The sequence below is a fragment of the Pseudomonas sp. R11F genome, assembly GCF_050312575.1.
Taxonomy (GTDB): domain Bacteria; phylum Pseudomonadota; class Gammaproteobacteria; order Pseudomonadales; family Pseudomonadaceae; genus Aquipseudomonas; species Aquipseudomonas palleroniana.
The window spans coordinates 130,618-151,971 of sequence record NZ_JBNPJU010000020.1; the positions used below are offsets into that span (position 1 = coordinate 130,618).

The 21,354-nt window shown below is 61.5% G+C and carries 16 protein-coding genes; 4 read left to right on the forward strand and 12 right to left on the reverse strand.

What is annotated here, in order from left to right; all coding sequences use genetic code 11:
* Positions 1 to 74: 74 nt before the first annotated feature.
* From ACQRBV_RS06350 to amaB, 8 genes are all read right to left on the reverse strand, one after another.
* Positions 75 to 839, reverse strand: coding sequence for an SDR family oxidoreductase (locus tag ACQRBV_RS06350; RefSeq protein WP_090367112.1), 765 nt, complete (start codon positions 837 to 839; stop codon positions 75 to 77).
* 783 nt (positions 840 to 1,622) lie between these two features.
* The gene (locus tag ACQRBV_RS06355) at positions 1,623 to 2,339 is read right to left on the reverse strand and encodes an ABC transporter ATP-binding protein (protein ID WP_060755079.1); all 717 of its coding nucleotides are present in this window, start codon (positions 2,337 to 2,339) and stop codon (positions 1,623 to 1,625) included.
* Positions 2,336 to 3,211, reverse strand: a complete 876-nt coding sequence (locus ACQRBV_RS06360; protein WP_060755080.1) for an ABC transporter ATP-binding protein — start codon at positions 3,209 to 3,211, stop codon at positions 2,336 to 2,338. The genes ACQRBV_RS06355 and ACQRBV_RS06360 overlap by 4 nt, the downstream gene beginning before the upstream one ends.
* Positions 3,208 to 4,485 carry a high-affinity branched-chain amino acid ABC transporter permease LivM gene (gene livM / locus ACQRBV_RS06365; protein ID WP_060755081.1) on the reverse strand — a complete coding sequence of 426 codons (1,278 nt, stop codon included), beginning with the start codon at positions 4,483 to 4,485 and terminating at the stop codon, positions 3,208 to 3,210. Before livM ends, ACQRBV_RS06360 begins: the two co-directional genes overlap by 4 nt.
* A gap of 2 nt (positions 4,486 to 4,487) precedes the next feature.
* Positions 4,488 to 5,402 (reverse strand): ABC transporter permease subunit, encoded by a 915-nt coding sequence (locus tag ACQRBV_RS06370; protein WP_010213575.1) that lies wholly within the window; start codon positions 5,400 to 5,402, stop codon positions 4,488 to 4,490.
* Between the two features lie 200 nt (positions 5,403 to 5,602).
* Entirely contained in the window at positions 5,603 to 6,736 is a 1,134-nt protein-coding gene (locus ACQRBV_RS06375; RefSeq protein ID WP_161547778.1) for a branched-chain amino acid ABC transporter substrate-binding protein, read from the reverse strand.
* Positions 6,737 to 7,110: 374 nt separating this feature from the next.
* Positions 7,111 to 8,394, reverse strand: coding sequence for an L-pipecolate oxidase (gene amaA / locus ACQRBV_RS06380; protein ID WP_411985090.1), 1,284 nt, complete (start codon positions 8,392 to 8,394; stop codon positions 7,111 to 7,113).
* A gap of 172 nt (positions 8,395 to 8,566) precedes the next feature.
* The gene (amaB, locus tag ACQRBV_RS06385) at positions 8,567 to 10,057 is read right to left on the reverse strand and encodes an L-piperidine-6-carboxylate dehydrogenase (RefSeq protein WP_060755083.1); all 1,491 of its coding nucleotides are present in this window, start codon (positions 10,055 to 10,057) and stop codon (positions 8,567 to 8,569) included.
* A gap of 154 nt (positions 10,058 to 10,211) precedes the next feature.
* Between amaB and ACQRBV_RS06390 the strand changes: the two genes are divergently transcribed.
* The 3 genes from ACQRBV_RS06390 (at position 10,212) to nadE (ending at position 13,356) form a co-directional block, all read left to right on the forward strand.
* Positions 10,212 to 11,102, forward strand: a complete 891-nt coding sequence (locus ACQRBV_RS06390; RefSeq protein WP_060755084.1) for a LysR family transcriptional regulator — start codon at positions 10,212 to 10,214, stop codon at positions 11,100 to 11,102.
* Positions 11,103 to 11,310: 208 nt separating this feature from the next.
* The gene (gene pncB / locus ACQRBV_RS06395; RefSeq protein WP_060755085.1) at positions 11,311 to 12,525 is read left to right on the forward strand and encodes a nicotinate phosphoribosyltransferase; all 1,215 of its coding nucleotides are present in this window, start codon (positions 11,311 to 11,313) and stop codon (positions 12,523 to 12,525) included.
* A gap of 3 nt (positions 12,526 to 12,528) precedes the next feature.
* Complete coding sequence (nadE, locus tag ACQRBV_RS06400; protein ID WP_090367120.1) at positions 12,529 to 13,356, forward strand: ammonia-dependent NAD(+) synthetase; 828 nt, start codon at positions 12,529 to 12,531, stop codon at positions 13,354 to 13,356.
* A gap of 121 nt (positions 13,357 to 13,477) precedes the next feature.
* On the opposite strand, the gene azu is transcribed toward nadE, so the two are convergent.
* Positions 13,478 to 13,924, reverse strand: coding sequence for an azurin (gene azu / locus ACQRBV_RS06405; RefSeq protein ID WP_060755087.1), 447 nt, complete (start codon positions 13,922 to 13,924; stop codon positions 13,478 to 13,480).
* Positions 13,925 to 14,256: 332 nt separating this feature from the next.
* Between azu and ACQRBV_RS06410 the strand changes: the two genes are divergently transcribed.
* The gene (locus tag ACQRBV_RS06410; protein ID WP_060755088.1) at positions 14,257 to 14,439 is read left to right on the forward strand and encodes a hypothetical protein; all 183 of its coding nucleotides are present in this window, start codon (positions 14,257 to 14,259) and stop codon (positions 14,437 to 14,439) included.
* A gap of 46 nt (positions 14,440 to 14,485) precedes the next feature.
* On the opposite strand, the gene ACQRBV_RS06415 is transcribed toward ACQRBV_RS06410, so the two are convergent.
* From ACQRBV_RS06415 to ACQRBV_RS06425, 3 genes are all read right to left on the reverse strand, one after another.
* Positions 14,486 to 15,376, reverse strand: a complete 891-nt coding sequence (locus ACQRBV_RS06415) for a transglutaminase family protein (protein ID WP_060755089.1) — start codon at positions 15,374 to 15,376, stop codon at positions 14,486 to 14,488.
* Positions 15,376 to 17,862, reverse strand: a complete 2,487-nt coding sequence (locus ACQRBV_RS06420; protein WP_411985089.1) for a circularly permuted type 2 ATP-grasp protein — start codon at positions 17,860 to 17,862, stop codon at positions 15,376 to 15,378. Before ACQRBV_RS06420 ends, ACQRBV_RS06415 begins: the two co-directional genes overlap by 1 nt.
* A gap of 182 nt (positions 17,863 to 18,044) precedes the next feature.
* The gene (locus ACQRBV_RS06425) at positions 18,045 to 21,335 is read right to left on the reverse strand and encodes a DUF2126 domain-containing protein (protein WP_411985088.1); all 3,291 of its coding nucleotides are present in this window, start codon (positions 21,333 to 21,335) and stop codon (positions 18,045 to 18,047) included.
* Between the last annotated feature and the right edge of the window lie 19 nt (positions 21,336 to 21,354).

The following is a 21,354-nucleotide window of genomic DNA, read 5'->3' on the forward strand; positions in this document are numbered from 1 at the left end:
TGAGTTTCAACTTTGAAATACGGTCAAGTGTGGGAGGGGGCTTGCTCCCGATAGCCGCGACACGGTCTGACGCCTTACTTGGCCCCGCGCTCAATCGCAAAACCCGCCCAGGTCTGGCTCACCGGCATCAGCTCCAGGCGGTTGATGTTCACATGCGCCGGCGTGTTCAACACCCAGAAAATGGTATCGGCAATGTCCTGCGGCTGGATCGGCTCGGCACCCGCATAGGTAGCGTCGTACCGTGCCTGGTCACCGCCGAAGCGCACCAGCGAGAACTCACTCTCACACAGGCCCGGCTCGATGTTGGTCACACGCACGCCAGTGCCTTGCAGGTCGCAGCGCAGGTTCAGCGAAAACTGCTTCACGAATGCCTTGGAACCGCCATACACATGGCTGCCCGGGTACGGGTAGTTACCGGCGATGGAGCCCAGGTTGATGATGCCGGCGCCACGCCCGTAGGCGATCAAGCGTGGCAACAGCAGGTTGGTGGTGGTCAACAGGCCTTTGATGTTGGTGTCGACCATGGTTTCCCAATCGTCGAGGTTGCACTTGGGCGCAGGATCGGTGCCCACGGCCAGGCCGGCGTTGTTGATCAGCCCGCGCAGCTTGGCGAACGACGGCGGCAGGTTGGCGATGGCGTCTTCCATGCCCTTGCGGTCCCGTACGTCCACCACCAGGCCATGTACTTCAGTCTGCTTGGAAAGCTCTTCGACCAGCGCGTTCAAGCGGTCGGCACGACGCCCCGTGAGCACCAGTTTCCAGCCGGCGTCGGCAAAACGACGGGCACAAGCTTCGCCAAAACCTGAAGTGGCGCCGGTAATAAACAGCGTGTCGGACATGGTGTTCTCCTTGCGGGCATCGGGGAAAAAGTTGCCAGCAGAATGCCCTTACCCCGACGTTGCAGCAACCATTAAGCAAACAACTTCACGCACAGCTGATCACTTTTTAACCAAGCCCAGCAACCCCTTACAAACCGTGGCCTGCAGCCATATGCACGCAGGTTATCCACAACTGCACCCACAGTCTTTGGGGGCAAGTAAAAAACCGCTCAGGCCGCTCAATACAAGGGCTCCAGGGAGTTTTAGAAAGTTTTTTGCTTGACCTGGGCCAAGGCGTATGTAGGCCCTGGTTGAAGGAAAAAGTTCGAGCGATGGCTCCAGGCCAGTCATTTCGGCCTCTGCGGCGGTCTTTCCAGAGTTTAATCACAGACTTATCCACAGGCTTGATCAACACAAAACGGTCATATACCTGTGTCTTTAAACAGGTTGACAAACCCCTTGGGCGGTCGCGAAAAAGTCCCTGATCAAAAAACAATCGACGCGCTGCAGGCCACGCCGTTAAAGGCTTTCAGCCAGCTACTCCCACGTTACCCACAGCCGGTTCCACAGCCGATGGGGACAAGTCAAAACTGTGACAAAACAGGGATTTGCGGCGGCTATATGTCGCGCTTTGGGAGGTGGCTGGATTTGTTTTCCACAATTTGGTCGAGTGCCTGTGGACACCTGATCGTTCCCACGCTCTGCGTGGGAATGCATCCGAAGACGCTCCGCGTCCAAAGCGTGACGCAGAGCGTCACAAGAGGCGCTCCCACGCGGAGCGTGGGAACGATCAGATGACGGGGATCAGTGCCCGCCCAGGTAGGCGTTGCGCACTTCCTCGTTCACCAACAGCTCTTTACCGGTACCTGTGAGGCGAATCTCCCCATTGACCATCACATAGGCCCGGTCCGACAGGCGCAACGCATGGTTGGCGTTCTGCTCCACCAGGAAGATGGTCATCCCGGTGGACGCCAGCTCGCGCAGGGTGGAGAAGATCTGCTTCACCACAATCGGCGCCAGGCCCAGGCTCGGCTCGTCGAGCAGCAACAGCTTGGGCCGGCTCATCAGGGCGCGGGCGATGGCGAGCATTTGTTGTTCACCACCCGACATGGTCATGGCGCGCTGGTTACGGCGCTCCTTGAGTCGCGGGAACAGCTCGAACATGCGCTGCATATCTTCCTGCGCGTACTTGTCGCCAATCGGGATAGTGCCCATCAGCAAGTTTTCCTCGACGGTCATGTCGGGGAATACCCGCCGCCCTTCCGGCGACTGCGCGATGCCGTTGGAGGCAATGTAGTGCGAGGACTTGTGGGTAATGTCGACGCCGCTATAAAGAATCTGCCCCGACTCGGCCCGTGGCTGGCCGAAGATCGACATCAGCAGTGTGGATTTACCCGCACCGTTGGAGCCGATCAGGCTCACGGTTTCGCCTTCGTTGATGTGCAGCGAGACTTTCTTGAGGGCCTGGATCGGGCCGTAGTAGACGTCCAGGTCCTTCATTTCGAGGATGGGTGCGCTCATGCCAGTTCCTCCTCGTCGGCGCCCAGGTAGGCGGCAATCACTTTCGGGTCGTTGCGGATCGCGTCCGGCCCACCTTCGGCAATCACGTTACCGTGGTCGAGCACCACGATGTGGTCGGAAATGCTCATCACCATGCCCATGTCGTGTTCGATCAGCACCACCGTGAGGTCGTGTTCGTCGCGCAGCAGGCGAATCATCGCGCTGAGGGCTTCGGTTTCCTGGGGGTTGAGGCCGGCTGCCGGTTCGTCCAGGCAGATGATCTGCGGCCGTGTGCACATGGCGCGGGCGATTTCCAGGCGGCGCTGCTGGCCATAGGAAAGTTCGCCGGCCAGGCGGTTGGCGCAGTCCACCAGGTCCACCACTTCAAGCCAGTAGAACGCATGGTCCAACGCGTCGCTTTCGGCCTTGCGGTAGCCCTTGGTGTTGAGGATGCCCGCGAGCATGTTGCGGTTGACCCACATGTGCTGGGCCACCAGCAGGTTTTCCACCACCGACATTTCCTTGAACAGACGAATGTTCTGGAAAGTCCGCGCCAAACCTGCGCGGTTCACCAGGTGGGTGCCACCGAACATCTTGTAGTACACCCGGCTGAAGAAGCTTTTCGGCGATACGAAGTCGACAGGCTGGAAGCGCTCGCCGAGCAACTGGATGACGTTGGTCTGCTTGCCACGCACGTTGAGTTCGATCTTGCCGCCGCTGGCTTTATAAAAGCCAGTGAGGCAGTTGAACACCGTGGTCTTGCCCGCACCATTGGGGCCGATCAGGGCGAAGATCGAGTTGCGTTCGACCTTGAGACTCACATCGCTCAAGGCCTTGATGCCACCGAAGTGCATCATCAGGTTTTCCACGGACAGCACGATTTCCTTGCTCATGGTGCGACCCCCTTGCGTGGCGTCACACCCGTGCGGCTGATCCGAATCAAGCCGCGTGGCCGCCAGATCATCATCACCACCATCAACACGCCAAACAGCAGCACGCGGTATTCGGAGAAGCTACGCAGCAGCTCCGGCGCGACCGTCAGCACGAACGCCGCGATGACCACGCCCACCGTCGAGCCCATGCCGCCCAAGACCACGATGGCCAGGATCAGCGCGGACTCGAAGAAGGTGAACGACGACGGGTTGACGAAGCCCTGGTAGCTGGCAAAGAACACCCCGGCCAAACCGGCCGTGGAGGCACCGATGGTGAACGCCGAGAGCTTGACCAGTACGTGGTTCAGGCCCATGGAGCGGCAGGCGATCTCGTCTTCGCGCAAGGCTTCCCAGGCGCGACCGACCGGCATGCGGGTCAGGCGGTGCTTGATGTACAGCACGGCCAGCACCACCAGGAACAGCACGATGTAGATGAACATGAACTTGATGTTGGCGTTGTAATCGATACCGAAAAACTCGTGGAACGGAACCCCGCCGTCCTTCGCCTTGCGCCCGAACTCCAGGCCGAGGAAGGTCGGTGATGGCACCGGCATGCCGTTCGGGCCACCGGTGAACGACAGCCAGTTGTTCAGCACCAGGCGGATGATCTCACCGAAGCCCAGGGTCACGATGGCCAGGTAATCGCCGTGCATTCGCAACACCGGGAAGCCGAGAATGCACCCCGCTAATGCCGCCGCGATAGCCGCCAGTGGCAGCACCGACCAGAAACCCAGCCCCAGGTATTGATAACCCAGCGCCAAGCCATAGGCACCGATGGCGTAGAACGCCACGTAACCCAGGTCGAGCAGACCGGCCAGGCCCACCACGATGTTGAGGCCCAGGCCCAGCAATACGTAGATCAGCCCGAGGATCACCACGGTCAGCAGGTACTTGTTGGCGAAGATCGGGAACACGATGGCAATCACGATCAGCGCCGGGATGATCCAGCGCAGCCGCGACTTGTAGTCCGGCGCCAGCACGTGCACGCCGGAACCACTGGTCTCGAAGCCCTGCAGAATCTTCAGGCCCTTCGAGGTTTGCAGGAACAGGCTCATGGCGAAACGGCCGACCATCACAATGGCGACCAGCAAGCCCACGCGGGCCGGTTCCAGGTTGAAGCTGTAGCCGTCGAGGACCACGCCGACGATGGGGCCGAACACAACCAGCGCAATCAGCCCGGCAAGGACCGTATCGACCACGCTTTTCTTGATATCGATAGATTTGGCAGCAGACATGTTTACACCTTCGCCACAAGTGGGCGACCAAGCAGGCCCTGAGGACGGAAAATCAGAATCACCACCAGCAGGGAGAAACTGAACACGTCTTTGTAGTCAGAGTTGATCAACCCCGAGAACAACGACTCGGAGATACCGAGGATGATCCCGCCCAGCATCGCCCCAGGCAGGGAGCCGATGCCGCCGAGTACCGCTGCGGTGAACGCCTTGATGCCGATGATGAAGCCGGCATAGAAGTCGAAGGTGCCGTAATTGAGCGTGATGAGCACGCCGGCCAGCGCGGCCATGGCGGCGCCGATGACGAACACGTAGGAGATCACCCGGTCGGTGTTGATGCCCAGGATCGAGGCCATCTTGCGGTCTTGCTGAGTGGCGCGGCACATGCGGCCGAGCTTGGTGTACTTGATCACATAGGTCAGCAGGGCCATGCCCGCGAAGGCGGCGACCAGGATGAAGACCTTGGTGTACGTGAGCTGGACGAACCCGCTGCCGATGTCGACACGCCAGGCCCCAGCCAGCAGGGTCGGAATACCTTGTTGCTTGGCGCCCTGGGCGATCTGCGCGTAGTTCTGCAGGATCAGGGAGATGCCGATAGCGCTGATCAGCGGTGCCAGGCGGGTGGAGTTACGCAGGGGTTTGTAGGCGACACGCTCGATGACCCAACCGTACACGCCGGTGACGACCACGGTGAAGATCAAGGTGCCGAGAATGAGCAGCGGAAAGGATTCGATGCCGAAGTAAGCCAGCAGTGCCAGACTGATCGCCGCGAGGTAAGCGGAAATCATATAAACCTCGCCGTGGGCGAAGTTGATCATGCCAATGATGCCATAGACCATTGTGTAGCCGATGGCGATCAGGCCATAGACCGACCCGAGGGTCAGGCCGTTGACCAGTTGCTGCAGGAAAATACCATCCATAACGCAATCTCACGCGGTGAGCACCTGCACACCGGTGGGTGTGCGGCACTTCTGGAGGAAAAGACAGATCTTGATGACAACACCACTCCCCTGTGAGAGGGGCTTGCTCCCGATGGCGGTGGATCAGGTTTGAACAGGCTGACTGACACACCGCGATCGGGAGCAAGCCCCCTCCCACATTGGAGCTGTGGTGCTAATGCTTACTTCTGTTTTTCCAGCTGGTGGTATTTGCCGTCTTTATCCCACTCGTAAACCACGTAGTCGGAGACCTTCAGGTCGCCCTTGGCATCCCAGGCTTTTTCGCCCATGACGGTTTTCACCGGGTGAGCCTTGAGCCACTTGGCGGCGTCTTCGCCCTTGTTGGACTTGGCACCGTTGAAACCGGCGGCCAGGGCCTGGATCGAGGCATAGGCGTACAGGGTGTAGCCTTCAGGCTCGTAACCGGCCTTACGGAACTCATCCACCACGGCCTTGCTGTCAGGCAGCAAGCGCGGATCGGCGCCGAATGTCATGAGCACGCCGTCTACGTACTGGTTGCCACCGGCTGTTTTCGCCAGTTCGTCGGTCACTACGCCGTCATCGGACATGAACTTGGCTTTGAGGCCCGCTTCACGAATCTGACGAACCAAAGGACCGGCTTCCGGGTGCAGGCCGCCGAAGTACACAACGTCGGCGTCCAGGGAGCGGATCTTGGTCACCAGGGCGCTGAAGTCTTTCTCGCCACGGGTCAGGCCCTCTTCCAGCACAGGCTTCACGCCGCGCTTGGTCAACTGGGCGGAGGTAGCGTCGGCCAGGCCCTTGCCGTAGGTGTCCTTGTCGTTGATGACTGCGACTTTCTTGCCCTTGAGCACGTCGACGATGTAGTCGCCGGCGACGATACCTTGCTGGTCGTCCCGCCCGCACATGCGGAACATGGCGCCCAGGCCGCGTTCGGTCACTTGTGGGTTGGTGGAGCCTGGGGTGATCGCGATGATGCCCGCTTCGTCGTAGACCTCGGAGGCCGGGATGGTGTTGGACGAGCAGAAGTGCCCGACCACGCCGATCACTTTATCCTGGTCCGCCAGGCGGTTGGCCACGGCCACGGCCTGCTTGGGTTCACAGGCGTCGTCACCGGCGACCAGCTTGATCTGTTCGCCGTTGATACCGCCCGCCTTGTTGATCACATCGGCCGCCGCTTGGGCACCCTTCATGTACTGCTCACCGAAAGCTGCGTTGGCACCCGTCATCGGGCCGGCCACGCCAATCTTCACATCAGCTTGAACAAACGTAGAAACACCCAGCGCCGCTGCGACGGCGAGAGCCAGGAAACCTTTCTTGTAAAACGTCTGGGACATGAGTGGTGCTCCGATATTTTTGATTTATGGCACGACAACTTGCATTCAAACTTTCCACTGAAAGCCCAGAGCAAGGCGCGTGCCATTACGTTTTTATTCTTCAAAAAGACACGGTGTCATTGTTATCACGGGTGTTTCGCCGCCTTTCGCCAGGACGTGCAACCGTCTAGCGTCAGGAGGTGCAACCTTTCACCGCAAAAAGTACAACCCGAGCAGGTCGCACCTGCAACCAGACGGATAAACGACAGTTCCTACACCTGTAACAACGTGCGTAACGGAACTGCACATTTACAGTGCGCGATTGCTACGACTTGCACCAATACAGATTAGTAGCCGGCTAAGAAAATGCAGGCTTTTGACAGGTATCTCGCCGATCAGATCACGATCCGCAGGCACTGCCCCGCGTGATACAGCGAGAATCCGGCCTCATACAGGCAACTGCGCAGGCCCACCCCGACCAACGGCTGCATCGGCGCAAAGGGAATCGGCAACGCCTGGGGATCCTGGTGACATAAATAGTCGGCGAACGCCTTGCCGACCACGCTACCGGTGGTCACACCACGCCCGTTATAGCCCGTGACGGCCACCAGGCCCGGCGCAGGCTCGAACAGGCGCATCAAATGGTCCGGGGTGAAGGCAATACAGCCAGTCCAGGTGTATTCCCACTGCACCGATTTGAGGTACGGGAAGTAATGCTGCTGCACCCGATCGGCCCACGCCTTGAGGAACCAGGCCGGCTTCTGATTGCCGTTGCCCAGGCTGCCGAGCAACAGGCGGCCGTCGGCGTCGCGGCGGATACTGCTCAACACCTGGCGGGTGTCCCATGAACCTTGCCCACCGGGCAGAATCTGCTCGGCAGCGGCATCGGTCAGCGGCGCGGAGGCGACCTGATAGTAGTAGCCGGGGAAAAAATTGCGCCGCAGCTCAGTCCACTCACCTTCGGTGTAGGCATTGGAAGCGATCACCACCTGTGCAGCCTGCACAGAGCCCTGCGCGGTCTGCACCGACCAGTGTGAACCTTGGCGCTCGAGCTGGGTGACCGGCGAATGGTCGAACAACTGCCCACCCAGGCCAACCGCGGCATTCGCCAATCCGCTGGTATAGGCCATTGGATTCAAGGTGCCAGCACGCCGATCCAGCAGCGCGGCGGCAATCTTGCGGGTGCCCGTAGCCTGCTCGCACGCCTGCCCGGTGAGCAGCTCAACCGGCGCGCCACGGCGCTTCCATTGTTCTTCACGACTGCGCAAATCCGCCTCGCCACGCGCGTTGTGCGCCATGTGCAAGGTGCCCTCGCGGCGCAATTGGCAATCGATGTTGTATTTGTCGACCAGGCTGAACACCAGGGACGGTGCTGCGCCCAGCATGCGGTTGAGCTGGCTGCCTACCGCTTCGCCGAAACCGGCTTCGATTTCGTCCGGAGGAATCCACAAACCGGCGTTGACCAGCCCGACGTTACGCCCCGAACCACCATGGCCGGTGCGATGGGCCTCCAGCACGGCAACGCTCTTACCCTGTTCCAGCAAGTGAATGGCGGCCGACAAACCAGTGATGCCGGCGCCGATCACACACACATCCACCTTGACCTCGCCCTTGAGCGCGGCACGATCCGGCCGGCCGGGGGTGAGGTATTCCCATAAACATGTTTCGCGTAGTGCCATTGCCAGACTCCGATGAGACCCAACAAACAACAATTTTGATATGTAAATACACACAACTGTGGGAGGGGGCTTGCTCCCGATAGCGGTGTGTCAGTCAGCCTATTCCAACCTGATCCACCGCCATCGGGAGCAAGCCCCCTCCCACAGTTCTATCTCACTGCGACTTGAGGTATCAGTCGAAAGTGATGCCCTGGGCCAGCGGGAGCTCAAGCGAGTAGTTCACGGTGTTGGTCTGGCGACGCATATAGCCGCGCCACGCATCCGAACCCGACTCACGCCCGCCGCCGGTTTCTTTCTCACCGCCAAACGCGCCGCCGATTTCCGCGCCGCTCGGGCCGATGTTGACGTTGGCGATCCCGCAATCACTGCCCACCGCCGACATGAACTGTTCGGCTTCACGGACATCCGTGGTGAAGATGCACGACGACAACCCTTGCGGCACGGCGTTGTTCAGGCGCAGGGCCTCGTTGAAGTCGCTGTAGCCGATCACGTACAGGATTGGCGCAAAGGTTTCGCTGCACACCACGTCGCTCTGCTCGGGCATTTCCACGATGGCAGGCGATACGTAATAGGCGTTGGGGAACTTGTCCTCCAACTGACGCTTGCCGCCGAACACCTTGCCGCCTTCGCTCAGGGCCTGCTCCAGCGCGTCCTGCATATTTTCAAAGCTGTGTTTATCAATCAGCGGGCCGATCAGGTTGCCTTCCAGCGGGTGGCCGATGCGCACTTTGGCATAGGCCGCCTTGAGGCGGGTGACGATTTCTTCCTTGACCGACTCATGGGCGATCAGGCGGCGCAAGGTGGTGCAACGCTGGCCGGCGGTGCCGACCGCACTGAACAGAATGGCGCGCACGGCCATGTCCAGGTCGGCGCTCGGGCCGAGGATCATCGCGTTGTTGCCGCCCAGTTCGAGAATGCTGCGGGCAAAGCGTGCGGCGACTTTGGGCGCCACTTCGCGGCCCATGCGGGTGCTGCCGGTAGCGCTGATCAGGGCCACACGCGGGTCATCCACCAACGCGGCGCCAGCATCGCGGCCACCGATGATGACTTGGCTCAGGTAGGGCGGCGCATCGTTGAAATGCTTCAGGACGCGCTCGAACAGCGCCTGGCAGGCCAGGGCGGTGAGCGGGGTCTTTTCCGACGGCTTCCAGATCACCGCGTTACCGCACACCAACGCCAGGGCCGTGTTCCACGCCCACACCGCCACCGGGAAGTTGAACGCGCTGATCACTCCGACCACGCCCAGCGGGTGCCAGGTTTCACGCATGTGGTGGCCGGGGCGCTCGGAGGCAATGGTCAAGCCGTACAGCTGGCGGGACAGGCCGACGGCGAAATCGCAGATGTCGATCATTTCCTGTACTTCACCCAAGCCTTCCTGGGTGATCTTGCCCGCTTCCCAGGACACCAGTTCGCCCAGGTCGGCCTTGTATTCGCGCAGCACGTCGCCGAACTGGCGCACCAGCTCGCCGCGACGCGGGGCCGGCACCTTGCGCCAGGCTTCGAATGCATGCTCGGCGCGACTGACCTGTTGCTCCACCTCGGCGGCACCTTGCCAATGCACGCTGCCGAGACGGCTGCCATCAATCGGCGAATGCACGGGTTGTTTACCCGACTGGTACAACGCCGGGTCTACCCCGAGGCGATCAAGCAATGCGGCAACCATGGGTCGCTCCTTCAATCTGCAGACAGAAAATTCGCGCCGCACCCAGCACGGCGATCCAGAGCTTATTTGTAGCTGGCCCAAGACTTGCCAACAAACGACGATTAGGCGAGATATCATTCCGTTTATTCATGCAAAGCATCAGACGAGGCGTGCCGTGCTGAACAAAAGACATTTGCCTTCGATCACCGCCCTGCAGTGTTTCGAAGCCGCCACCCGCCATTTGAGCTTCACCCGCGCCGCCGAGGAGTTGAACCTCACGCAGAGCGCGGTGAGCAAGCAAGTGGCGCAACTGGAAGAACTGCTGCAACACCTGCTGTTCCGCCGAGTACGCCGCCGCCTGCAGATGACGCCGGCAGGGGATCTGTACCTGGTGGAAGTGCGCAAGATCCTCACGCAGGTGGAGATGTCCACCCATTACCTGCGCTCCTACGGCGGCGAGACCGAGGTATTGCGCGTGTCCACGCCGTACACCTTTGGCGCACGCTGGCTGGTGCCACGCCTCAAGGGCTGGCGTTTGCGTCACCCGCAAATCCACCTCGACCTGTGCAACGAGCAGGCCCCCGATGAACTGCTGCAAGGCAAGGCGGACATGGCCTTTTACTTCGGCCAGGGCTCACGCGCCGGCACCGAGAGCCTGAAACTGTTCAGCGAGGAATTGGTGCCGGTGTGCGCGCCGGAGAGCCTGCCGGCCAAGCCGTTCAGTGATCCGACCCAACTGAGCGAGCTGGTACTGCTGCAAAACGCCTCACGCCCCCAAGGCTGGCACGACTGGTTCGCGAGCCAAGGCTACCAGACCGAACACAGCTACCACGGTCCGCGTTTCGACACCTTCTATATGTGCATTCGTGCGGCACAGGTGGGCTGTGGCGTGGCGCTGCTGCCGCGGTTTCTGGTGGAGGAAGAGCTGGCCGAGGGCAAGCTGGTGATTCCCTGGCAGCATGCGATGCCAAGCCAGGACGCGTATTACCTGGCTTATCCCGAGCACTCGGCAGAGGTGCCCAAGGTGCGCGAATTCGTGAAATGGATGATGGAGCAAGTGGCTTAGTACCCGGGATACCGCAATCGGGAGCAAGCCCCCTACCACACTTGGAATGCATTCCAACCTGTGGAAGGGGGCTTGCTCCCGATGAGGCCAGTCGTCACACCCGAAAAAATCACTGGCAAAACCCCATGGGTCTATGCGCCACTAGCGCCATTCCTTAATCGTGCGTAAAGGCCGGCGCCCCTCGCCGACCCGTCTGGAGATTCCCATAATGAGCGAGAGTGTGTTTGCCGATCGCATCGTGCAGAACCTGCTCGACACCGACTTCTACAAGCTGACCATGATGCAGGCGGTGCTGCACAACTACCCCAACGTGGAAGTTGAATGGGAATTCCGTTGCCGTAACAGCGAAGACCTGCGCCCGTACCTGGCGGAAATCCGCTACCAGATCGAGCGTCTCGCCGAACTGAGCCTGAGCGCTGACCAACTGAGTTTTCTGGAGCGCATCAGCTTCATGAAGCCGGACTTCCTGCGTTTTCTCGGGTTGTTCCGCTTCAACCTGCGTTACGTGCAAACCGGCATCGAGAACGGCGAGTTGTTCATCCGCCTGCGCGGGCCGTGGCTGCACGTGATCCTGTTTGAAGTGCCGATGCTGGCCATCGTCAGCGAAGTGCGTAACCGCTACCGCTACCAGACCGTGATCCTGGAACAGGCCCGCGAGCAGCTGTATCGCAAGTTCGACTGGCTCACCGACAACGCCAGCAGCGACGAGCTGTCGGAGTTGCAGGTGGCCGACTTCGGCACGCGTCGACGCTTCTCGTACCGGGTGCAGGAAGAAGTGGTCAATGTGCTCAAGCATGACTTCCCCGGGCGATTCGTCGGCACCAGCAACGTGCACCTGGCCCGCGAGCTGGGCATGAAACCCCTGGGCACCATGGCTCACGAGTGGATCATGGCGCATCAGCAGCTCGGCCCGCGCCTGATCGACAGCCAGATCGCCGCGCTCGACTGCTGGGTCCGCGAATACCGTGGCCTGCTGGGCATTGCCCTGACCGATTGCATCACCACCGACGCGTTCCTCGGCGACTTCGATTTGTACTTCGCCAAGCTGTTCGACGGCCTGCGCCACGATTCCGGCGACCCCGTGCAGTGGGCCGAGAAAGCCATCGCCCACTACCACAAGCTCGGTATCGAGCCGATGAGCAAGACCCTGGTGTTCTCCGACAGCCTGACACTGCCCAAGGCCCTGGAGATATTCCGTGCGCTGCGCGGTCGGATCAATGTGAGCTTCGGCATCGGCACCAACCTGACCTGTGATATCCCAGGGGTTGAGCCGATGAGCATCGTGCTTAAAATGACGGCCTGCAATGGCCAGCCGGTGGCGAAGATCTCTGATGAGGCGGGCAAGACCCATTGCACCGACCCGAATTTCGTCGCCTATTTGCGTCACGTTTTCAAAGTACCTGCCCTATCCAGCAAGGAGTGAATCATGCAAGCCGTACAGCGTGAGATTGCGCAGCAGCTCAAGGTCCAAGCGCCGTTCAAAGACCCGGCCGCCCTTGAGGCCGAAGTGGCTCGCCGCGTGGCTTTTATCCAGGATTGCCTGCGCAATTCCGGGCTCAAGACGTTGGTGCTGGGCATCAGCGGCGGCGTCGACTCCCTGACCGCGGGCCTCCTGGCCCAGCGCGCGATGAAGGAGCTGCGTGCCACCACCGGTGACCAAGCCTACCGCTTTATCGCCGTGCGCCTGCCTTACGAAACCCAGTTCGACGAACACGATGCCCAGGCTTCGGTGGACTTTATCGAGCCGGATGAACGCCACACCGTCAACATCGGCCCGGCAGTGAAATCCCTGGCCAATGAAGTGGCGGCGTTTGAAGGCAAGGCGGCAGTCTCCCGCGATTTCGTACTAGGCAACACCAAGGCGCGCATGCGCATGGTCGCGCAATACACCATCGCGGGGGCTACGGGTGGGCTGGTAATCGGCACTGACCATGCGGCGGAAGCGGTCATGGGCTTTTTCACCAAGTTCGGTGACGGGGCCTGTGACCTGGCACCGCTGAGCGGGCTGGTAAAGCATCAGGTGCGAGCGATTGCGCGGCACTTTGGCGCGCCGGAGTCGTTGGTGGAGAAGGTGCCGACGGCCGACCTGGAAGACCTGTCACCGGGCAAGCCGGACGAGGCGTCCCACGGCGTGACCTATGCCGAGATCGATGCGTTCCTGCACGGCGAGCCGGTGCGTGAGGAAGCGTTCAAGATCATTTGCGATACGTATCGCAAGACCGAACACAAGCGGGTGATGCCGTTTGCGCCTTGAGGCGAACCCGATAGTGTTGGGTTGATTTGCAGAATGTCATCGGGGGCAAGCCCCCTCCCACACTTGGAATGCATTCCAACCTGTGGGAGGGGGCTTGCCCCCGTTGAACGATGACGCGGTCTTACTTGACGGTCACAGTGCCTTTCATCATCGAGATGTGGCCCGGGAACGAGCAGAAGAACGCATAGTCGGTACCCGCTGCCAGCTTCGACACATCGAAGGTCACCGAGTCTTTCTCGCCGGCACCGATGATCTTGGTGTGGGCGATGATGCGGGTGTCGCCGTCTTTCAGGTAGTTCTTGTCGAGACCGGCGGCCATGCCGTCGCTGGCGATACCTGGCATGTCGGCAGCGGAACTCAGCACCCAGTTATGGCCCATGACGTTTTTCGGCAAGCTGCCGGAGTGGGTCAGCTCGACGGTGAATGTCTTGCAGCTTTTGTCGATTTCAATGGCCTTGGTGTTAAAGGACATTTGATCAGTGGAGTCGACGGTGACCTTGCACTCTGCAGCAAGCAACTGGCCGCTCGCCAGAGTCAGCAGGGAAACAGCAACGAGTTTGGCAAACATGTGAATCTCCAAGGCAGGGTTTAAAAAACGCGGATTGCGACAAGGGTGCCTCAAGCAGGCAGGAATTCTTATGATCTGAATCAACAGATTGTATACAACTTTAGGCTATCAGCCGTATCAACACAATCTACCAGCCAAAGTACTACGACCTGTCTATGATCGGCCCATCACCCAACGGAGTCCGAGCCATGCACCTCAATCAACTGTTCAACGGCCTGTTCGCGGCCTACGCCTGCGGTAAGTGAAGGCCAAGCGCGCGGCTAAGCTGCTACCATGGCAGCCCAAGGCAGCCGAGCGCCGCCACCCTCACCTTCGACCCTAGAGGATCGCCCATGGCCAAACCTAATTACTCCTTCGCCAAACGTCAGAGAGACTTGGCCAAGGAGCAGAAGAAAGAGGAAAAACTGCAACGCAAGAAAGCCGCCGCAGAAGGAGAAGCGAACGCGCTGAACCATGATGTGGATGGTGAAGAGACGAACGACGAGGCTGAAACACCAAAGGATCCGGCGCAATAAATTGCTTTGTGGTGAGCAGGCCAGACCGGCTCACCACAATCCAGGGTCATTGCAGCGGCATCACCGTCACCCGTACCTCCGGGTCATGGCTCCCCCCTCCCAGAATCACCCCTCGCAACGGCGATACATCCGAGAAATCCCGGCCCCAGGCCAGGGTGATGTGCTCCAGTGCCGGCTGCACATTGTTCGTCGGATCGAAATCCACCCAGCCCGACACCGGGCAATACACCGAAACCCAGGCATGGGACGCGTCCGCGCCGATCAGACGCGGCTGCCCCGGCGGTGGCTGGGTCAGCAGGTAGCCGCTGATGTAGCGCGCCGCCAGGCCCCGCGAGCGCAGGCAGGCGAGCATCAGGTGGGCAAAGTCCTGGCAGACGCCGCGGCGGCGCTCCAGCACTTCCACCAGGGGCGTGGCGACCTGGGTGGCTTCGGCATCGAACGTGAACTCACTGAAGATCTTCTCCATCAACGCTTGCGTCCCCAGCAGCAACGGCATGCCTGGGGGGAAACAGCTTTCGGAGAACTCAACGAAGGTTTTCTTCAAGTGCACGTAAGGCGATTCAAAGCGATAGCGGCAGGCTTCGATCAGTGGCGCCGACATCGGCTGGCTGCTGTAGGTCAGGCTGTCACGGGTCTGATCCCAGGCGGGTGACTGCTCAAAGTCCAGCGCCGGCCGCGCCAGCACCTCTACGGTCAGCCCGGCATTCACCAGCAGCTCGTCATGAGGCCGTTCGAACGCGAGACGGGTGATCGGGTTGCCGAACACGTCCAGCTCATCCCGCCGCGAAGACGGCTGCGGGCTGATATCCAGTTGCTGCGAACTGCAGCGCTGCCAGGCGCAGGGCCTGGGCCACAAGTGTGCCAATTGCTGAGCCAGGGACACCGGGCTGTCATAGTGGTAATGGGTATCATGGAAAATCTGGTAGCGCGCACTCATCACACCGACACCGTTTGTTGGCTGACATCATCCACGTGGACAAAGTGACGCAACGCCAGGCGATCCGACACCTGCCCACTCTCATCGGCCACCGCCTGCAGCAGGTCGGCCAGGCCGTCCAATGCGGCGCGTACGCTGGACTCGCCGAACAGCGGGTTCTCCAGGCAGCCCAGGTCAAACCGCGTCAGGCGCTCCACCAGAGGCCCGAGGCCGGTTTCCCGTGGCACCCCGAAGTCATCGTTGAGACGGCGCAGGGTACGGCTCACCAATTTGAGCTGGAACAGCACGGCATGGGGGTTCTGCTCATCCAGCAGCAACAAGTCGAGCACCGGAATCAATTGCGGCACCGCCAGGTAGCGAGAACGATAGGTGATGCTGCTGTTACCCAGCTCCAGCAACCATTCCAGCCCCGCCTGATCGAACACCGCCATACCGCGCAGGAACGCCGCGAGGCTGCTGCTCAGAAATTGCAGGCGCTCGATGCGCCGCCCCATCATCAAGAAGCGCCAGCCTTCGTCGCGGGTCATATCGTCCAGGGCAAACCCGGACAGCGCCGCCAGCGACATCACCAAACGGTTGAGGAAGTCCAGCAGCTCGCCGAAGTCCGGCGCTTCGCTTTCCAACTCCAGCGCTTCGCGTTGCAGCTCCACCAACGCCTGCCAGTTTTCCCGCGACAACTTACCGCGCACCTGGGACGCCGCCCACTGCAAACGCTGCAGATTGGCGCGCAGGCTCGACGGCCAGTCATCGCCCAGCAAGGCCGCCAACAGGCGTTCAGGCAACTCGCCCTCCTCCGGCAACAAGTGCAGGCTGTCACCCAGCTCGACCGCCGCCTGCAACGCCTGCGGATCGTCACCGTCGACATAGCGCGCCAACACGATGCGCAGCCAGCGCGCGCTGTTATCACAGCGCTCGCAATAACGACCAAACCAGAACAGGTTCTCCACCACCCGCGATGGCAGATAAGGGTCGCGGCGCACCAGGTCATGCACACCGATCGCACGCTGCGCGCGCCAATGCTCACCCCCGGCGGCGCGTTCGCCGAGCACCCAGGTGTCTTTGCTCGCGCCACCGCGCTGCATCGACACCACTTCGGCATCCGCCTCGGCCGCCACGCGGGTCAGCCCGCCCGGCAGCACGCGATAACCTTCCTCACTCGCCACGGCGTAGACGCGCATGCCAATGGCGCGGTGTTGCAGGTGGTCATCCACGGTATGCCACACCGGAGCCTGGGACAGTTGCGCCAACTCCTGGGCGACATACGCATAGGGTCGCGCACGCATGCGTTCGGCCAGGGCCTCGCGTTGTTCGTCGTTCAAATCACGCCCGAAGACCGGGGTGAAACTTTGCGAAGGAAACGCCGGTTTGATCAGCAGTTCCGGGAGTTTCTCCAAGGCTTTTGCGAGCACCGGCCCCTCGCCGCACCACCAGGTGGCGATGGACGGCAGGATCAATGCTTCGCCAAATAAAAACTCGTTGATCTTCGGCAAAAAGCCGAGCAGGCCCGGGGACTCCAACACACCGCTGCCCAACGCATTGGCGACCAATACGTTGCCCTGGCGCGCCGCATCCAGCAGGCCGGGCACGCCGAGGGCCGAGTCGGTGCGCAATTCCAGCGGGTCGCAGAAGTCGTCATCCAGCCGGCGCATGATGGCGTGCACCCGGCGCAGGCCACTGAGGGTTTTGAGGAACACCGTGCTGTCACGCACGGTGAGATCACCGCCCTCCACCAGCGGGTAACCCAGCTGGCGCGCAAGGTAGAGATGTTCGAAATAACTTTCGTTGAAGCGCCCCGGCGTGAGCAACACAATCAGCGGCGGCTGGTCATCGCCAGGCGCCTGGCGAGCCAGGGTTTCCTGCAGGGTGCGGAAGAAACCGGTGAGGTGCTGCACTTGCAGATCGCGGTACAGGTCCGGTAACGCACGCGACACGATAGTGCGGTTTTCCAAGGCATAACCCGCACCCGACGGCGCCTGGGTGCGGTCGGCGGTGACCCACCAGCGGCCATCCGGCGTACGCGCCAAGTCCACCGCATACAGGTGCAGGAACGTCCCCTGCGGCGGCTGGATACCCTGGCACGGCCACAGGAAGTTGTTATGCCCGAACACCAGCTCGGCCGGCAGCAAGCCTTCCTTGATCAAGCGTTGCGGGCCGTAGAGATCGGCCAGCACGGCATTGAGCAAGCGCGCACGCTGGGCGATCCCCGCAGCGAGGTGCTGCCATTCATCGGCAGCCAGCACATGGGGCAGCAGATCCAGTTCCCACGGGCGGTCGGCGCCCTTGGGGTCGGCGTAGACGTTGTAGGTCACGCCGTTTTCCTGGATCTGCCGGGTCAACAGGGCCTGACGCTGGGCCAGTTGCGCAGGCGTACTGCGTTGCAAGTGGTCGAGCAGGCGCTGCCAATGGGCACGCACCGCGCCGCTGTCATCCAGCAGTTCGTGATAAGTGCCCGCAGTCAGCGGGTAACGGTCGAGCAAGTCGGACATGGAACGCTCGGCAGGGCAAAGGGGGTAAAAGTCACCGCAGTCTAATGTGGACAGGGTTTGTGTGGCGAGGGAGCTTGCTCACGCTGGGCTGCGTAGCGGCCCCGGAGATCCCGGGAGCGCTTCGCACTCCAGCGGGAGCAAGCTCCCTCGCCACACAAACGCCGTCTCATAGTTGATCCGCGTCAGTCATTTTTATTGGGAAAACGCCGCAAATCCAGGGTCATCGGTAACTCATCGTTGATGACCACCGGCGGTACAGGGAGCTTGCCCGGACTATGGCCAAGACGGAAAAACCGCGCCATGCGCCGGCTCTCGGCTTCGTTGGCGTTCACCGGCAAGCTGTCGTAATTCCGCCCGCCCGGGTGGGCCACGTGGTACTGGCAGCCGCCGAGGGAGCGTTGCATCCAGGTGTCGAGCAGGTCGAACACCAGCGGCGCATGCACCGGGATGGTCGGTTGCAGGCAGTTGGCCGGTTGCCAGGCGCGGTAACGCACGCCGGCGACAAATTCACCGACTCGCCCGGTGGCTTGCAGCGGTACCGCAATACCGTTGCAGGTCAGCAGGTAGCGTTGCGGCGCCAACCCGGTGAGTTTCACTTGCAGGCGTTCCAGCGACGAATCCACATAGCGCACCGTACCGCCCGCCGCGCCCTCTTCGCCCAGCACGTGCCAGGGTTCGAGGGCCTGGCGCAGTTCCAGCTCGATGCCACCGACCGCGTAGTCGCCGACCTTGGGGAAACGAAACGCCAGATGCGCCGCAAACCATTCGGCACGCAGCGGATAACCGGCGGCATTCAGCTCGACGATCACATCGGCAAAGTCCTGCTCGATAAAGTGCGGCAACAGGAAACGGTCATGCAGCTCGGTACCCCAGCGCGCCAGTTTCGGCGGCGCATAAGGTTCGCGCCAGAAACGCGCAACCAAGGCGCGCAGCAGCAGTTGCTGAGTCAAGCTCATGCGCGCATGGGGCGGCATCTCAAAAGCGCGCAGCTCCAGCAGGCCCAGGCGGCCAGTGGCACCGTCGGGCGAGTAAAGTTTGTCGATGCAGAATTCCGCGCGGTGGGTGTTACCCGTCACGTCGATCAGCAGGTTGCGCAGCAGGCGATCGACCAGCCACGGCGGGCACTCTTCGCCGGGCGCCGGCATTTGGGCGAAAGCGATTTCCAGCTCGTACAGCGCGTCGTTACGCGCCTCGTCGACCCGCGGTGCCTGGGAGGTCGGGCCGATGAACAACCCGGAAAACAGGTAGGACAGCGAAGGGTGGTTGTGCCAGTAGCTGATCAGGCTGCGCAGCAGATCCGGCCGGCGCAGGAACGGTGAATCCTTGGGCGTTGCGCCGCCCATGACAAAGTGGTTACCGCCACCGGTGCCGGTGTGGCGCCCGTCGATCATGAATTTTTCGGTGGTCAGGCGGGTTTGTCGCGCTTCTTCGTAGAGGAATTCGGTGCGCTCCACCAACTCGTCCCAGGTGGCGGACGGTTGCACGTTGACCTCGATCACACCCGGGTCAGGCGTGACGCGAAAGTTGCTCAGGCGCATGTCAAACGGCGGCTCGTAACCTTCCAGCAGTACGGGGCAATGCAACTCTTCGGCGGTGGCTTCGATGGCGGCCACCAGCTCCAGGTAATCCTCGACGCGCTCCAGCGGCGGCATGAACAGGTACAGGCGCCCGCCCCGCGCTTCAGCACACAGCGCGGTACGGGTCAGCCAATCGGCGGACTCATCCACTGTGGGCACGCGCTCGTCGCCAGGCGCGGGCTCGCCGTGACTCTTCAGTTGCGCAGGCGTCGGCAGCTCCGGTTGATCCTGATTGGGGTCAACCGGATGCACGAAGGGATACTCCGCCGCGCTCACCCATGGCTGCGACGCCAATGGCAGGCGGTAGCCGAGCGGCGAATCCCCCGGCACCAGCCGACAGTGGTTATCGCGCAAGTACCAGCGCCCGCTCTGCCAACGATCATTGGCCGCCGTGCGCGCCAGCGGCAGCACGTGGCCGATGACTTTATCCAGGCCCTGGCTGAAGACTTTGCGCAGGCGTTCGCGCTCCAGCTCATCGCTCAGGCGCGGATCCTGGGCGGTGACGTTTTGCGGCAGCGCGCCCTCGCGCCACAGGTAATAGAAGTTGTCTTCAAAGGCCGGGAACACGAAACGCGCAGGCAGCTTGAGGCGCTCGGCGACGCTGGCCAGGAAGCGTCCGGCCAGCGCGTCGTCGGCGCCGTAGTCCTCCTGTTCATCGGCGATCAGCGCAGGGTTGTGCCAGATCGGCACCCCGTCGCGGCGCCAGTAACAGTTGAGCGACCAGCGCGGCAGTTGCTCGCCGGGGTACCACTTGCCCTGCCCGAAGTGCACCAGCCCCGTCGGCGCGTAGTGCTTGCGCATGCGCTGGAACAGCTCGGCAGACAGGCGCCGCTTATTCGGCCCCAGCGCGGCGGTGTTCCACTCGGCACCGTCGGGGTCGTCGATAGAGACGAAGGTCGGCTCGCCGCCCATGGTCAGGCGCACGTCATCCTTGAGCAGGTCACTGTCGATCTGACGGCCCAGCGCCTGGATCGCCAGCCACTGCTCTTCGGTGTAGGGCTTGGTCACCCGTGGCGCTTCCCAAATGCGCTCCACCGACATTTCATGGGTGAATTCGCACTCGCACGGCTCCACCAGCCCACTGATCGGCGCGGCAGAGGATGGGTCGGGACTACAAGCCAAAGGAATATGACCTTCACCGGCGAACAACCCGGAAGTGGCATCCAGGCCGATCCATCCTGCACCGGGCAAATACACTTCGCACCAGGCATGCAGGTCGGTGAAGTCCACGTCGGTGCCGGACGGGCCGTCGAGGGCTTTGACGTCGGCGGTCAGTTGGATCAGGTAGCCGGACACAAATCGTGCCGCCAGCCCGAGGTTGCGCAGCAATTGCACCAGCAGCCAGGCCGAGTCGCGGCACGAACCGGAAGCGTTTTCCAGGGTGAACTCCGGGGTTTGCACACCGGGCTCCATACGGATCAGGTAAGCGATGTCGCTAGCCAACCGCTGATTGAGCGCCACCAGGAAGTCCACCGCCGGCAGCGGCGTACGGTCGATGCCGGCCAGGTAGGCGGCAAACGTCGGCGTCAGCGGCAGGGTTTCCAGGTATGGCGCCAACTCGCGCTGCTCGTCGGCGGCGTAGCTGAAAGGGATTTTTTCGGCATAGGGCTCAAGGAAAAAATCGAACGGGTTGAACACTGCCATCTCGGCAACCAGGTCGACTTCGATACGCAGCTCGTCAGTTTTTTCCGGGAACACCAGCCGCGCCAGGTAATTGCCCTGGGGGTCTTGCTGCCAATTGATGAAATGCTGCTCGGGCAGCACTTTCAGCGCGTAGGACAGTATCCGCGTGCGGCTATGGGCCGCCGGACGCAAACGCACGATCTGCGGGCCGAGTTCTACCGCACGGTCGTAGCGGTAATGGGTGACGTGGTGCAACGCGACATGAATCGACACGGCGGCCTCCTGCGAGCCA